Raw genomic sequence first — 13,472 nt, 5'->3', positions numbered from 1 at the left:
GGTTTGACCGCGGACCCATTGGCCCCGGCAGAAGGCGGCACGACGCCGCCAGTGAGAATGCGAGCGGCACGGCAAAAGGCACGCGCTTCCAGGCGCGACCCGTCGTCCGGCCATTCAAAGTGGATCACGGCAAAGGTGTTCGAGGCGTCTTGGCAGGATGTCCGCGGCACGCCGACCGCTTTCGCGACAGGCGTAACGAAGCGGGCAATGTCCCTGCTTCCTCCGTTCCTTCGTTCTTCTGGCACCGCGCCAAACGCGATGGGCTTCTTGTGCCAACAGCGATGCAAAGGCCGTGCCAATTCGAAAACAGCGTGGCGCCAGCTGTATTGCCGTCGGTTCAGAGCGATTTCGCGTACAGCCAGGCAGCACACTGTAACGTTCTTTTACAACTGTAACTTACGCCTGTAATATTTACACATATCTCGCATCTGCAGCATCTTTATTTTGCATTGCAATATAAATGAAAAAATACCCACTATTCAATCGAACTGCCTTGTGCACTATTTAAGACTAGGCCTGCCAGCGGGCGAAGTGCGAGCGGATCATGACGAACGGGAAAAAGGGCAGGCAGCCACAAGCGCCACTCTCCAGCCAGGCTGACGGGGTGACAGGCGACCTCGTCCGGCTGATGCAGCGCGACCTCGTCTTCGTCATGCGTTTCATGGGCGAGAGCCAGTACCGGCTGCAGAGCCATTTCCAGGATTTCATCCGGGCCGAACTGGCGGCAGGCGGCGTGACCGGCGAGACGCATCCGATGATCCACCTGTTCATCGAGAGCCACGCCATCCTGCTGCGCGACTTCGTGTTCTCCGGCGTGTCGCTGTCGCGCCAGTTCCGCGTCGAGGAGATCGAGCGGCTGACAGGCGACCCGATGATCCGCGTCGATATCTGGGACCAGTTGAAGAGCCACATCGAGACCGCCGAAAAGCAGTTCCAGTCGCAGGCGGGCGGACTGCCGGGACTGCTGACAGCGTTCGAACGCCCGGCGGAACCGCCGGGCAGGAAAGCCGCAGGAGGACCAGATGAAGAATGAAGCCGCCGAACGCGAAACGCTGCTCGTCCGGCGGCTGGCGCTGGTCGCCACCGTCTCGTCGCTGACTGCGGAGATGCAGCGCTTCAACCAGACGCTCGCCGGCATCGAGATGGACGTCCTGCGCCTCGAACTCGAGATCGGCCGCAACGGCTCCAGCGAGCAACTGGTGCGGGACTTGCATGAGGCGGAACAGGCAGCGGAGGCAACGATGTCGCAGCGCGCCGCCTGCGAGCAACGCATCGAGGCCGCCGAGGGCGATATCGAGGAGGTCGATCTCGCGCTGGCTGCGGCGAAAGGCAACTGACGGAGGAACGACCGTGAACCAGCAGGCGATACGCAACCTCACCCTGTTCGACCTTCTGGCGCGAAGCTGGCAGCGCCCGTCGGCGGTCGTCGGCCTGCGCTTCAGCGCCGACGGCTCGTCGGTCGCCTTCGTCGGCGCGGACGGGACTGTCGCGATCGCCGCGGTCGCGGACCAGGAGCCGCCGGAATCGCGGATCAGGGTGAGCGGCGATCTCGGCCAGACCACCATCCGCCCGCGCGACAAGCCGCCGGTGCCGCTGACCGCCACCGCCGCACTGGCGGATACGGCCGTCCCGCTCGCCATCCATCCGGACTCCGGCTTCCTCATAGGGACGGCGGAGGGCGAGGTTCTGCATCTGGCTGCGAGCGGCGAGATAACCGGCACATTGCTGAAACTCGACCGGCCGGTGACCGCCGTCGACCATCACGCCGAGGCGGATACCCTGGCCGTCGGCAGCGAAGATGGCGTCTTCCTGTTGCATGGCGGCGAGCTGGCCAGGTCGGGCCATGGCGGACCGGCAGGCATTTTGGCCTTTTCGCCGGACGGAAGGCGTCTCGCCTCCGTCGCGGGCGACCGGCTGTCGATCCTGGACACGGATGCCCCGCACGAGATCTCGTTTCCGGCACGGGCCGTGTCGGCCGCCTGGAGCGGCGACGGCGCCTGGCTGGCCTGCGGCCTCGAAGCCGGGGGACTTGCGCTGGTCCGCACGGCCGATGGCCGGACCGGTATCGTCCCCGGGTTTCCCTCGCCGGTCCGCACCCTATGCTGGAGCCGGCCGGCCGACGCGCTTCTCGCCTCCGGAGCGTTCCGCATCGCCGGCTGGTCGATGACCGCACCGCCGCTCGACGGCGACACCGTCGGCGCCCTGGAAACCGGGCGCACCGGGCTGGTTCCCGTCGAAGCCGTCGCGGCGCACCCGTCGAAGCCGCTCGTCGCCGCCGGCTACGCCAACGGACGCATCACCGTCGCGCAGATCGGCACACGCGACGAACTTGTCGTCCGGTCGCTGGGCGGCGCGGTCACCACGCTCGCCTGGTCCGGTGACGGACGGCATCTGGCGGTCGGCGTGGCCGACGGGACGGCGGCGATCATCACCTTCCCCGCCCAGATGTTCAAATGATGCAGGCAAGTCCCGCATGAAAAAGGAGGATCAAATGCCAAGCGAACTCACCCCCGAGGACCGGAGCAAGGACGAATTCTTCGTCCGCCTTTCGCAATTGTCGGAGGAAATGGTGGCCAGGCACGGCAAGGAATTCAGCATGGGCGCGCTTGTGCTCGCCGCCCGCTGGATCGCCGAGAACCGGACGGGCCAATTGAAGACCAACTGACGCGTGCCATCCGATCGGCCTCATTGTGCCGGTGACATCAGCCGTGGCGGCGCTCTCGATCATTCGAGCGCTCGCGGGACCAACCTTGCCGCAATCCGGAAACCTGCGTTGACCCAGGTTCCGGGGGCCGGAGGGCAATCGCTTGAAGGAAGAACCCCCACCCCTAACCCCTCCCCACAAGGGGGAGGGGGACTTTGCGGCCGCTTTACAGAGCAAAATCATCGACGATTGGCGTTTGCCGGAGACGCAAGCCGGTTCCCCTCCCACTTGTGGGGAGGGGTATCTTCATATGCGATGCCCTGTCCAGACACTGGACGCACAATTGACTCTTGTGCCGAACCGCGTAAAGAGACGCCCCGGGCGAACAGCCGGCGGTTTTCGATTTGCGGATTCCGCGACCAGGGTGGACCATGCGCGGCCTGTTGATGGCGCTTTTTGCATTCGACTTTCCCGGCCACGGCGCCGGGCGCGAACGCGTGTCTTCACCTTCGACCAAAACCACGGCCAAAACGACCGTTACCAAAACGGTCTGATTTCCCTGGCCATCTCGCCCTCACCCGGGTCCGGCCCGGGAACGAGACCCGCGCCGGCCAGCGGGTTTTTCCAAGCCAAGCGGTGAGGACAGGAGCAGGTAACATGGCATTCAAGGTAGCGATTGCGGGCGCCACGGGAAATGTGGGCCGCGAGATGCTGAACATTCTGGAAGAGCGCGGCTTCCCGGTCGGCGAGGTCGTGGCGCTGGCGTCGCGGCGCAGCCAGGGCACCGAGGTGTCCTACGGCGACCGCACGCTGAAGGTGAAGACGCTCGACCAGTATGATTTTTCCGACACAGACATCTGCCTGATGTCGGCCGGCGGCAACGTCTCCAAGGAATGGTCGCCGAGGATCGGCAAGCAGGGCTGCGTCGTCATCGACAACTCGTCGGCATGGCGCTACGACCAGGACGTGCCGCTGATCGTGCCGGAAGTGAACCCGGACGCCGTCTCGCTGTTTTCCCGCAAGAACATCATCGCCAATCCGAACTGCTCGACGGCGCAGCTCGTCGTCGCGCTGAAGCCGCTGCACGACTTCGCCAAGATCAAGCGTGTCGTGGTCGCCACCTATCAGTCGGTCTCCGGCGCCGGCAAGGAAGGCATGGACGAGCTTTTCACCCAGACCCGCGCCGTCTTCGTCGCCGATACGGTCGAGAACAAGAAGTTCACCAAGCGCATCGCCTTCAACGTCATCCCGCACATCGATGTCTTCCTCGACGACGGCTCGACCAAGGAAGAGTGGAAGATGGTGGCCGAGACCAAGAAGATCCTCGACCCGAAGATCAAGCTGACCGCGACCTGCGTGCGCGTGCCGGTGTTCATCGGCCATTCCGAGGCGGTCAACATCGAGTTCGAGAACCCGATCACCGCCGACGAGGCGCGCGAAATCCTGCGCGAGGCGCCGGGCTGCCAGGTGATCGACAAGCGCGAGAACGGCGGCTACATCACCCCGCTGGAATCGGCCGGCGAAGACGCCACCTTCATCAGCCGCATCCGCGAGGACTCGACCCTGGAGAACGGCCTGAACCTGTGGGTGGTGTCCGACAATCTGCGCAAGGGCGCGGCGCTGAACGCCATCCAGATCGCCGAGCTGCTGGTCGAGCGCGGCCTGATCCAGCCGAAGAAGAAGGCGGCCTGATCGGCGCCGTGCATCATGTCGTCCTGCGCCGGGCAATCCCGGCCGACGCGGCCGGCATAGCGCGCATCATGCGGGTGGCGCTGGCATCCTTCGACTGGATGCCGGTGCTGCACACCCCAGACGAGGACCTTGCCTTCATCGGCACCCATGTCCTTCCCAACCAGATCGTTACCCTGGCGGAAGCCGGCGAAGACATCGTCGGCTTCATTGCCGTCAAGGGCGACTGGGTGGATCAGCTCTATCTCGATCCAACCTTTACCGGCGCGGGTATCGGCAGCCGGCTGCTCATGCAGGCGGTCGAGACCATGCCGGTGGCAAGGCTGCATTGCTTCCAGGCAAATTCCGGAGCCCGCCGCTTCTATGAGCGGCACGGTTTTCAAGCCGAGGCTTTTGGCGACGGCAGCGGCAATGAGGAGGGCCTGCCGGACATCCTTTACGTTCGTCGGCGCTGAGTCCGGCTCTTCGCCATTTCCCGCAGGATCGCCATCGCCTCTTCCGCCCTGTCGGCCGGCACGAACAGGTGATCGTGATGGAAGGCCGACACCGGATTGACCCCCATGCCGGCGGCCGCCAATCGCGCGGTTATCGCCGCCAGGAATCCGACCGCCTCAAGCGAGGAGTGGATTTCCAGCGTGATCATGCGGCAGCGGAACGACGATTCAAGCCCCGCCTGCCGCGCCCCCTCCTCCCGCAGGATCAGCGAGGTCCCTTCGGCCTCGCGAAAGGTCATCACCGGGTCGAGCCCAGCGGGAACGGCGCTGCCCGGTGGCAGCGTGCAGAAGACGTGAACGCCGTCTTGAAGAACCGGCCGCATGCCGGCGATCAGCGCGTCGAGATCGGTTTCCCCTGCCATCCGTCTTCCTCATCCAGCCCAATGCCGATAGGACCTTGCCGCATGGCCCGTCAACGGTCGTGGCACCCCCGCCTAAGCGGATTGTGTCGACAGGAACATCAGCACGGTTGAAGCATTGCCCGTACGGCGTATAATCGAATTGGGGAGACAAAACGATGGCAGGACGGGCGGTCAGCCGGAGGGAGTTGCAGAAGGCTGAGATCCGCGCCGAACTGATCGAGGCCGCGCACACACTGGTCAAGGAGGGTGGCTACGAGGACCTGACCATCCGCAAGCTGGCGGCGCGCGTCGGCTATGCGCCGATGTCGGTCTATTCCTATTTTCCGGACAAGCACGCCATATTGTTCGCCCTGGCGCAGGATGCCTTCGCGGTGCTGGCCCGCCGCATGGAACGCGACGCGCCAGCCGATCCTCTGGAGGCGCTCATCAAGCTGATGCGCGAATACGCCGCTTTCGGCTTCGACAACCCGAACGAATACCGCACCGTGTTCATGACCCGCGATCCGGCAGCGCTGCCGGATATGGAGATGAAGGGCATCGAGAAGGACAATCCGGCGCTGCAGCTTCTGCTGGCGCGGGTGCAAGCCTGCGTGGATGCCGGCGTGCTTTCAGGCGATGTCTTCGCCATCGCAACCCTGATCTGGACCTTCGGCCACGGCACGGTGTCGCTTTTGATCAGCTTTCCAAACTATCCGTTCGGCGACCGCGACGCCTATGTCGAACGCGCGATCGATATCTGCCTAGCCGGCATCCGTAGCGGATCGGTTTCCCCATTGGGCGATCCCCGGCGCTGCTAGAGTCGGCAGTCCATCCCCTCATAGTGCCGGCCTTAACGGATCGATAAGAATTTCGTACGCGTACGAAGTTTCGCTTGTCCGTGTCCTGATTTCCGTATATGTACGCATTGGCATACACGTACGAAACAGGAAAAATCCATGAAACAGTTTGCCCTCGCGCTGGCCGTTCTCCTGGCCGCTTCCAGCCCGCTGATCGCCAAGGAATGCGTAAAGAAGCCCAAGGCCCCACCCGCCGCCACGACGCAAGTGGTCAAGCCGGCGCAGCGGCCCGTGCTCGACCAATTCAAGACCCAGTCGATCGCTCCCGCATCGAACGAGGCTGCCGGCACCGCGTCAGCGCCGCGCAGGGAGCGCTCCGGCATCGAGATCAACCCTTGGGTCGTGCCGAACTTCTTGTAGAGGAGTCTCGCCGCCGCCTTGCGGCGGAGCCTCGGGTGACCCAGCGGATGCCGGCGTCTTGGCTGGCATGGCAAACCGTCCCATCCACTCTGCCAGGTTACGAAACCGCTGGTCCAGGATTGGCGGAGGGTGGTTGCCGCCCTATCTTGTGCGATGCAGCAAGACGGTCTGGAGGGCATCGCATGCGTTACAATCCGCTTGGACGGACGGGCCTGTTCGTCTCCGAAATATGCCTTGGCACCATGACGTTCGGTGCGGCCAACGGCGCGGCCCAGTGGAACAAGATCGCCGGCGTCGAGCAGGAAGCGGCCGACGCGATCATGCAGCGCGCGCTCGCCGGGGGCGTCAACTTCTTCGACACCGCCGACGTCTACTCGCGCGGCGATTCCGAGCGCATTCTCGGCCAGTCGCTGAAGAATCTCGGCGTGAAGCGCAAGGACGTCATCATCGCCACCAAATTCCTGGGGGCCATGGGCGAAGGACCCAACGACCGGGGCGGCTCGCGCGGCCACATCATGGACGCGGTCGAGGCCAGTCTCGAGCGTTTGCAGACCGACCACATCGACCTCTACCAGATCCACGGCACCGATCCCGTCACGCCGATCGACCAGACGCTACGGGCGCTGGACGATCTCGTGTCGCGCGGGCTGGTGCGTTACATCGGTTTATCCAACTGGCAGGCTTGGCGCATCGCCAAGGCGCTCGGCATTTCGGAACATCGCGGTTACGCCCGTTTCGAAACGGTGCAGTCCTATTATTCGATTGCCGGCCGCGACCTCGAGCGTGAGATCGTACCCCTGCTGAAGGAGGAAGGTCTTGGCCTGATGGTGTGGTCGCCGCTGGCCGGCGGCCTGCTTTCGGGCAAATACGGGCCGGGAGCGCCGGGCAACGGCGAAGGACGCCGGGCCGATTTCGACTTCCCGCCGGTCGACAAGGACCGGGCGTGGGAGGTGGTCGCCGTCATGCGCGACATCGCCGCCAAGCATGAGGTGAGCGTCGCCACGGTGGCGCTGGCCTTCGTGCTGTCGCGGCCGTTCGTCATGAGCGTGCTGATCGGCGCGACGCGCCTGGAGCAACTCGAGCAGAATCTGGCGGCGACGACCCTGTCGCTCGATACGGAAGACATAGCGAGGCTGGAAGCGGTCAGCGCGCTGAAGCCGGAATATCCGGGCTGGATGGTCGAGCGCCAGACCGCGGCGCGCTTGCCGCCGCCCTTTGCACCCAAGGGCTGAGCGCCGGGAAGCCTCCGCACCCCCCTGCTGGATAAGAACGCCTGCGAGGCGTATCGTCTGATTCGGCCATGGCGAGGATTCGCTGGCAGGCAGCGACCATGGCCCACGCAGGAGGAACCATGGAAAACGCAGCGGTCGAAGGCTCAAGCCTACTCTCGTCCATCATAATCTGGATCATCGTCGGCGGCATCGCCGGCTGGCTTGCCGGCCTGGTCGTCAAAGGCATGGGTTTTGGCCTCGTCGGCAACATCGTGCTCGGCATCGTCGGCGCGGTCGTCGCCGGGTGGTTGCTTCCGAAGATCGGCATTTCGTTGGGCAGCGGCATGATTGGCTCCATCATCGCTGCGGCGATTGGCGCGATCATCGTCCTGGTCATCGTCGGGTTGATCAAGCGGGCGTGAGCCCGGTGGCCGCAGCGGAGGGGGACCGGAGCGGCGATTTTTCAGCGGGGCGCGACAGCCGCCCCGCTACTTAAGTTTTTTCGACGGCAGAGCCAGTCTTCAGTGCAGCACGATCTCGCCGTCGACCTTTCGCCATTCGTTGGGCGCGATCAGCCGCCGATGCGTGTAGGCGACGGAATGCAGCGGCCCTTCGAGCTTTTCCTGCCAGAAGTCGAGGAACTTGAACAGCACCGGGAATTTCGGCGCGAGGTCGAAATCCTGCCAGACGAAGGTCTGCAAAAGGTGCGGATGATCCGGATAATGATAGAGGATCTTCGCGGTGGTGAGCCCGTAGCCCTGGAGCATCAGTTCCAGTTCGGAAGCGGTTCGCATGGCAGTCCTCGTCTCGAGCGCCGAACAATCCTCCCAAGCAAATTGTGCGACGCAACGGTTACCTGTCGATTAACAAATTTGCTCCCGGCGCGTCGGTTCTGTCAAGAATTTCAGTGACTTGGCAGCGAAGCCGGCTGAGTGCTAACAGGTCTGGCGGCATCTGAATCAGGGCCGATGCGGCATCCCGCCGCGCGCCCCCAACGTCTAATATTGTCGTTTCCGGCGAATTGATAATAATGCCGGCGAAAATCACGGACCGGCTGGCGCCGGGGCCTCGACGCATGGCAGATGGGTCGCGGCGCAAGGGAGGAAAAAGAATGTCGGAAGTGCATGTCCACAAGGTCCAGCCGGCCTGGAAGAAGCGGGCGCTGATCGACAACGACACCTACCTGAAATGGTACGGCGACTCGATCAAGAACCCGGACAAGTTCTGGGCCAAGCACGGCCAGCGCATCGACTGGTTCAAGCCCTATACCAAGGTCAAGAACACCTCCTACAACGGCAAGGTCTCGATCAAATGGTTCGAGGACGGCCAGACCAACGTCTCCTACAACTGCATCGACCGGCATCTGAAGAAGCGCGGCGACCAGGTGGCGATCATCTGGGAAGGCGACAATCCCTATGACGACAAGAAGATCACCTACAAGGAGCTCTACGGCCACGTCTGCCGCCTCGCCAACGTGCTGAAGAAGCACGGCGTCAAGAAGGGCGACCGCGTCACCATCTACATGCCGATGATTCCGGAAGCTGCCTATGCGATGCTGGCCTGCACGCGCATCGGCGCCATCCATTCCATCGTCTTCGGCGGCTTCTCGCCGGATTCGCTGGCCGGCCGCATCGTCGACTGCGAATCGACTTTCGTCATCACCGCCGACGAGGGCCTGCGCGGCGGCAAGACGATCCCGCTCAAGGAAAACACCGACAAGGCGATCGACATCGCGGCGCGCCAGCATGTCATGGTCAAGAACGTGCTGGTGGTTCGCCGCACCGGCGGCAAGGTCGGCTGGGCGCCGGGCCGCGACGTCTGGTATCATGACGAGGTCGCCTCGGTGGAGGCGCAATGCAAAACGGAGAAGATGAAAGCGGAGGACCCGCTGTTCATCCTCTACACCTCCGGCTCCACGGGCAAGCCGAAGGGCGTTCTGCACACGACAGGCGGCTATCTCGTCTGGGTTTCGATGACCCACCAATATGTCTTCGACTACCATGACGGCGACATCTACTGGTGCACCGCCGATGTCGGGTGGGTCACCGGGCACAGCTACATCGTCTACGGGCCGCTGGCCAATGGCGCGACCACGCTGATGTTCGAGGGCGTGCCGAACTATCCGTCGCAGTCGCGCTTCTGGGAGGTGATCGACAAGCACCAGGTCAACATCTTCTACACCGCGCCAACGGCGCTGCGCGCGCTGATGGGCGCCGGCGACGCTTTTGTCACAAAAACCTCGCGCCAGAGCCTGCGGGTGCTGGGCTCGGTCGGCGAGCCGATCAACCCGGAAGCCTGGGAGTGGTATTTCAACATCGTCGGCAACGGAAAAGTGCCGATCGTCGACACATGGTGGCAGACCGAGACCGGCGGCATCCTGATCACGCCGCTGCCCGGCGCCACCGACCTGAAGGCCGGCTCGGCCACCCGCCCGTTCTTCGGCATCAAGCCGGAACTGGTCGACGGCGACGGCAAGCTGCTGGAGGGCGCCGTCAGCGGCAATCTCTGCATCGCCGATAGCTGGCCCGGCCAGATGCGCACCGTCTATGGCGACCACGAACGTTTCGTGCAGACCTATTTCTCGACCTACAAGGGCAAATATTTCACCGGCGACGGCTGCCGCCGCGACGAGGACGGTTATTACTGGATCACCGGCCGCGTTGACGACGTCATCAACGTCTCGGGCCACCGCATGGGCACGGCCGAGGTCGAATCCGCGCTGGTCAGCCACCCGAAAGTGTCGGAGGCGGCGGTCGTCGGGTATCCGCACGACATCAAGGGCCAGGGCATCTACTGCTACGTGACGCTGATGGCCGGCGAGCCGGGCTCGGAGGAATTGCGCAAGGAACTGGTCGCGCATGTGCGCCAGGAGATCGGCGCCATCGCCTCGCCCGACAAGCTGCAATTCGCGCCCGGCCTGCCGAAGACGCGCTCCGGCAAGATCATGCGGCGCATTTTGCGGAAAATCGCCGAGGACGATTTTGGCGCGCTGGGCGATACCTCGACGCTGGCCGATCCGGCGGTGGTGGATGATTTGATTGCCAACCGGCAGAACAAGAAGGGGTAGAGTCGCGGCGGTATTGCGCGGTCGCCGGAACGGCGACCGATCCCTTTCTTTTGTACCGACCCCGGCTCGACAACAACTTGCCCAGAAAGCATCAACGAAGGGACTGTTGGGCCGTGGGGACGTTGGAGGTGGATGAAGTCCTTGGCCGATCGCAGCAAGGTATAACCCGGCCCTTCATTTGCCGTTGCAGCGACGGGCACCTCTATTTCGTAAAGGGAAGGGGCGCCGGCTATATGTCCTTGGCGAAAGAATGGATCGCTGGACGGCTGGCACAACGTTTCGGTCTTCCCATCCCCCGATTTTCGGTTCTGTCCGTTCCTCGTGAACTCATCGAGGGAAGCGTGAATGCGAACCTGAGCGAACTTGGTCATGGCCTCGTCTTCGGTTCACGAGCCGTCGAGAACGTCGACGAGATATCCGTCACCAACGTCCAGAACATGTCCCGAGATATCATGCGAGACATCGTTGCGTTCGACTGGTTTGTCATGAATGGCGACCGCACCTTGTCTGCCGACGGCGGCAATCCGAACATTCTCTGGTCCCTGTCCGAAAACCAGCCATATGTGATCGACCACAACCTCGCTTTCGACGAAAGCGTGACGCTGAACTCTCTCGAGGCCAGCCATATCTTCGGATTCATGTTGCGGGAGATTGCAGACTCCTCCCGCTTGCAACGGGAGTGTGAGGCGCGCTTTGCAGCGTCTCTCGCCGGCTGGGAAGGAATCTGCCTAAGCATGCCCGAGCGATGGAATTATATCGACGACCGACAGACGCTTTCGACGAACTTTTCGGTTGACCATGCAAGGACAATCGTCGGACGGTTTGAAAAGCACGACATATGGATACGGAGATGAAAAGGCAGGCAATCCGTTATGCTATCATCCGATTTCAGCCCCACATCGACACGCAGGAGTTCGCGAATGTCGGCGTGGTGCTCGTCGCGCCAAATTTCTTCGACTTTCGCATCGAGACGAAGCAGCTTGCGCGGATTACCCGTTTTTTTGGCACTATCGATCCAAGCCTGCTGAAACAGGCTCTTGCGAATTGCAATGCCGAACTCGTCAGGCTGAAAAGCCGGGTGGCCAGCGAAGCGAATTCAAACGCGGAGCACTTGTTTGCCGCCCTGACGAAGGATCGCGAAGGAGTGATAAGGTTCAGCGACGTTCGGACCGCGATGCACGACGATCCGGCTCGGAAGCTTGATGAACTCTTCGAACATTATATTCGACGCTCTTCCACCGCTCGCGCCGATAACGGAGGACAGCGGAACGACGCGGCCTGATCCTTTCCGCCCATCGCATTCCTCAAACCGCTGCTGACAAATATGTAGAGTGAGATGAGATTGGATCATTCTGCCGGCGGCGCTTGATGCCACCAGCCTATCGGTAAAGATCCGCTCGCGTCGGCGGCAACACGCTCAGGCCCTTGCCGCGCTTGACCGCTACCGTCTGGAATATCTGCGTCGAGCCGCGCTGGAAGGTGATCGAGCAGCCGGTGAGATAGAGCAGCCACAGCCGCGCCTTGGCTTCGCCGACCTCGGCCACGGCCTCGTCGAAGCGGCTTTGCAGCCTCTCGGCCCACAATCGGCAGGTGCGGGCATAGTGCTCCCGCAAATTCTCCACATCATAGACGAGAAAACCGTGCGCCTCGAGGTTGCCGGTGGTCATGCCGATCGTGTCGAGCTCGCCGCCTGGAAAAATGTACTTGATGATCGCCCGATATTCGGCGCCCTTCTTCAGCGTCCTGCGCATTGTGCCTTTCGAGCGCCTTGTGATCGCATGATGCAGGTAGATGCCGTCCTGTTTCAGCAGGCGCCGCACGCTGGCGAAATAGGTGGCGTGGTTGGCGATGCCGAGATGCTCGAACATGCCGATGGAGCAGATCTTGTCGAAGCTGCCGGTCAGTTCCGTATAGGACTTGATCTCGATCGTGATGCGATCCTCCAGCCCTTCCGCGCGGATGCGCTCGCGCGCAAGCTCGGTCTGCCGCTCCGACAGCGAGACGCCGTGACCGATGACGCCATGGTGCTTGGCCGCATGGATCAGCATCGCGCCCCAGCCGCAACCGATGTCGAGCAGACGCTCGCCCGGCTTCAGCCGCAGTTTTCTGCAGATATGCTCCAGCTTGTCGGCCTGCGCCTGGTCGATGCTGTTGGCGAAATCGGTGAAGTAGCCGCAGCTATAGACCATGCGCTCGTCGAGGAAGAGCTGGTAGAAGGCGTTGGATATGTCGTAGTGGTGGCGGATCGCCTCCGCGTTGGAGCCGCTGACGAACGGGTCGCGCCCCGCGAGTTCAGCGGTCTTGCGCGTCGGGTTTCCCGCAAACAGGATGACCGGCAGGTCGCGCAGCAGGCCGAGCTTCGGCAAGGTCTTGAGTTTGGCCCTGAGCTTGCCGTCCGAGCGGCGCTCGAAAATGTCGAACAGCGTCCCGCCCTCGATGTCGACCGCCTTCGACACCCACATCTCTATGAGCGTATCGAGTTTGGGGTAGCGAAGCAGGCGCCAGACGATGGCCTGGTCGTTGACGACCAAGGTCGGCCCATCGGGCGGACCGAGGCGCTCGCCGGTCCACAATTTCACCGAGAAGCCGGGATTGAGCGTCTCCACAACGGCCCGGATGATGCGGATCGCCCTGTCGCCTGCGTCCATGTGCGCCCCCTATCCGCGCAATCCTGACAGCAGATCGGCCGGCGGACAAGAAGCAGCGGCGCTTCTCCGGTCGGATCTCGTTTCCGCCTCGCCGCGCCGGGTTGCAGCAGCCCTTGCCAAACCGGCGACGAGACCCCATCATATGGACGTGTTCAACCAAT

At 62.9% G+C, this 13,472-nt stretch carries 16 protein-coding genes; 13 read left to right on the top strand and 3 right to left on the bottom strand.

The window, feature by feature from the left end; genetic code table 11:
• The first annotated feature begins 544 nt into the window (after positions 1-544).
• From ACSBOB_RS04915 to ACSBOB_RS04890, 6 genes are all read left to right on the top strand, one after another.
• Entirely contained in the window at positions 545-1,033 is a 489-nt protein-coding gene (locus ACSBOB_RS04915) for a hypothetical protein (protein WP_442581345.1), read from the top strand.
• A complete protein-coding gene (locus ACSBOB_RS04910; RefSeq protein ID WP_442581344.1) occupies positions 1,023-1,337 on the top strand; it encodes a hypothetical protein in 315 nt (104 codons plus the stop codon). Before ACSBOB_RS04915 ends, ACSBOB_RS04910 begins: the two co-directional genes overlap by 11 nt.
• 13 nt (positions 1,338-1,350) lie before the next feature.
• Positions 1,351-2,457 carry a WD40 repeat domain-containing protein gene (locus ACSBOB_RS04905; protein ID WP_442581343.1) on the top strand — a complete coding sequence of 369 codons (1,107 nt, stop codon included), beginning with the start codon at positions 1,351-1,353 and terminating at the stop codon, positions 2,455-2,457.
• 34 nt (positions 2,458-2,491) lie between these two features.
• The gene (locus ACSBOB_RS04900) at positions 2,492-2,665 is read left to right on the top strand and encodes a hypothetical protein (RefSeq protein ID WP_442581342.1); all 174 of its coding nucleotides are present in this window, start codon (positions 2,492-2,494) and stop codon (positions 2,663-2,665) included.
• A gap of 636 nt (positions 2,666-3,301) precedes the next feature.
• Positions 3,302-4,336 carry an aspartate-semialdehyde dehydrogenase gene (locus ACSBOB_RS04895; protein WP_442581341.1) on the top strand — a complete coding sequence of 345 codons (1,035 nt, stop codon included), beginning with the start codon at positions 3,302-3,304 and terminating at the stop codon, positions 4,334-4,336.
• Positions 4,337-4,344: 8 nt separating this feature from the next.
• Positions 4,345-4,788: a GNAT family N-acetyltransferase gene (locus ACSBOB_RS04890; RefSeq protein WP_442581340.1), complete on the top strand. Its 444-nt coding sequence runs from the start codon at positions 4,345-4,347 to the stop codon at positions 4,786-4,788.
• On the opposite strand, the gene ACSBOB_RS04885 is transcribed toward ACSBOB_RS04890, so the two are convergent.
• Positions 4,770-5,189 (bottom strand): ACT domain-containing protein, encoded by a 420-nt coding sequence (locus ACSBOB_RS04885; protein ID WP_442581339.1) that lies wholly within the window; start codon positions 5,187-5,189, stop codon positions 4,770-4,772. The two genes, ACSBOB_RS04890 and ACSBOB_RS04885, sit on opposite strands and share 19 nt — an antisense overlap.
• Before the next feature lie 155 nt (positions 5,190-5,344).
• Here ACSBOB_RS04885 and ACSBOB_RS04880 point away from each other — a divergent pair, with 155 nt between their 5' ends.
• From ACSBOB_RS04880 to ACSBOB_RS04865, 4 genes are all read left to right on the top strand, one after another.
• On the top strand, positions 5,345-5,986 hold the full coding sequence (locus ACSBOB_RS04880; RefSeq protein ID WP_442581338.1) for a TetR/AcrR family transcriptional regulator: 642 nt from the start codon (positions 5,345-5,347) through the stop codon (positions 5,984-5,986).
• A 138-nt stretch (positions 5,987-6,124) separates the two neighbouring features.
• Positions 6,125-6,385: a hypothetical protein gene (locus tag ACSBOB_RS04875; protein ID WP_442581337.1), complete on the top strand. Its 261-nt coding sequence runs from the start codon at positions 6,125-6,127 to the stop codon at positions 6,383-6,385.
• 182 nt (positions 6,386-6,567) lie between these two features.
• Positions 6,568-7,617 carry an aldo/keto reductase gene (locus ACSBOB_RS04870; protein WP_442581336.1) on the top strand — a complete coding sequence of 350 codons (1,050 nt, stop codon included), beginning with the start codon at positions 6,568-6,570 and terminating at the stop codon, positions 7,615-7,617.
• 119 nt (positions 7,618-7,736) lie between these two features.
• The gene (locus tag ACSBOB_RS04865; protein ID WP_442581335.1) at positions 7,737-8,018 is read left to right on the top strand and encodes a GlsB/YeaQ/YmgE family stress response membrane protein; all 282 of its coding nucleotides are present in this window, start codon (positions 7,737-7,739) and stop codon (positions 8,016-8,018) included.
• 99 nt (positions 8,019-8,117) lie between these two features.
• Here the strand turns inward: ACSBOB_RS04865 and ACSBOB_RS04860 are convergent, their stop codons facing one another.
• Positions 8,118-8,390 (bottom strand): usg protein, encoded by a 273-nt coding sequence (locus ACSBOB_RS04860; RefSeq protein WP_442581334.1) that lies wholly within the window; start codon positions 8,388-8,390, stop codon positions 8,118-8,120.
• Between the two features lie 317 nt (positions 8,391-8,707).
• Here ACSBOB_RS04860 and acs point away from each other — a divergent pair, with 317 nt between their 5' ends.
• From acs to ACSBOB_RS04845, 3 genes are all read left to right on the top strand, one after another.
• Positions 8,708-10,663, top strand: a complete 1,956-nt coding sequence (gene acs / locus ACSBOB_RS04855) for an acetate--CoA ligase (protein WP_442581333.1) — start codon at positions 8,708-8,710, stop codon at positions 10,661-10,663.
• Positions 10,664-10,791: 128 nt separating this feature from the next.
• A complete protein-coding gene (locus tag ACSBOB_RS04850; RefSeq protein WP_442581332.1) occupies positions 10,792-11,517 on the top strand; it encodes a HipA family kinase in 726 nt (241 codons plus the stop codon).
• On the top strand, positions 11,514-11,945 hold the full coding sequence (locus ACSBOB_RS04845; protein ID WP_442581331.1) for a DUF3037 domain-containing protein: 432 nt from the start codon (positions 11,514-11,516) through the stop codon (positions 11,943-11,945). The genes ACSBOB_RS04850 and ACSBOB_RS04845 overlap by 4 nt, the downstream gene beginning before the upstream one ends.
• 97 nt (positions 11,946-12,042) lie before the next feature.
• Here ACSBOB_RS04845 and ACSBOB_RS04840 read toward each other — a convergent pair whose 3' ends face one another.
• Entirely contained in the window at positions 12,043-13,311 is a 1,269-nt protein-coding gene (locus ACSBOB_RS04840; protein WP_442581330.1) for a class I SAM-dependent methyltransferase, read from the bottom strand.
• Between the last annotated feature and the right edge of the window lie 161 nt (positions 13,312-13,472).

The sequence above is a fragment of the Mesorhizobium sp. KACC 23794 genome (assembly GCF_052180275.1).
Taxonomy (GTDB): Bacteria; Pseudomonadota; Alphaproteobacteria; order Rhizobiales; family Rhizobiaceae; genus Kumtagia.
The sequence above is the reverse complement of the archived record's forward strand: the minus strand, read 5'-3'. Positions and strand labels throughout refer to the sequence as shown.

What these genes read in the sequence shown, in the direction of transcription:
- acs (WP_442581333.1), top strand. Translation starts at nt 8,708, where the DNA reads ATGTCGGAAGTGCATGTCCACAAGGTCCAGCCGGCCTGGAAGAAGCGG.
- ACSBOB_RS04885 (WP_442581339.1), bottom strand. Translation starts at nt 5,189, where the DNA reads ATGGCAGGGGAAACCGATCTCGACGCGCTGATCGCCGGCATGCGGCCG.
- ACSBOB_RS04870 (WP_442581336.1), top strand. Translation starts at nt 6,568, where the DNA reads ATGCGTTACAATCCGCTTGGACGGACGGGCCTGTTCGTCTCCGAAATA.
- ACSBOB_RS04860 (WP_442581334.1), bottom strand. Translation starts at nt 8,390, where the DNA reads ATGCGAACCGCTTCCGAACTGGAACTGATGCTCCAGGGCTACGGGCTC.
- ACSBOB_RS04915 (WP_442581345.1), top strand. Translation starts at nt 545, where the DNA reads ATGACGAACGGGAAAAAGGGCAGGCAGCCACAAGCGCCACTCTCCAGC.
- ACSBOB_RS04880 (WP_442581338.1), top strand. Translation starts at nt 5,345, where the DNA reads ATGGCAGGACGGGCGGTCAGCCGGAGGGAGTTGCAGAAGGCTGAGATC.
- ACSBOB_RS04910 (WP_442581344.1), top strand. Translation starts at nt 1,023, where the DNA reads ATGAAGAATGAAGCCGCCGAACGCGAAACGCTGCTCGTCCGGCGGCTG.
- ACSBOB_RS04900 (WP_442581342.1), top strand. Translation starts at nt 2,492, where the DNA reads ATGCCAAGCGAACTCACCCCCGAGGACCGGAGCAAGGACGAATTCTTC.
- ACSBOB_RS04875 (WP_442581337.1), top strand. Translation starts at nt 6,125, where the DNA reads ATGAAACAGTTTGCCCTCGCGCTGGCCGTTCTCCTGGCCGCTTCCAGC.
- ACSBOB_RS04895 (WP_442581341.1), top strand. Translation starts at nt 3,302, where the DNA reads ATGGCATTCAAGGTAGCGATTGCGGGCGCCACGGGAAATGTGGGCCGC.
- ACSBOB_RS04845 (WP_442581331.1), top strand. Translation starts at nt 11,514, where the DNA reads ATGAAAAGGCAGGCAATCCGTTATGCTATCATCCGATTTCAGCCCCAC.
- ACSBOB_RS04865 (WP_442581335.1), top strand. Translation starts at nt 7,737, where the DNA reads ATGGAAAACGCAGCGGTCGAAGGCTCAAGCCTACTCTCGTCCATCATA.
- ACSBOB_RS04840 (WP_442581330.1), bottom strand. Translation starts at nt 13,311, where the DNA reads ATGGACGCAGGCGACAGGGCGATCCGCATCATCCGGGCCGTTGTGGAG.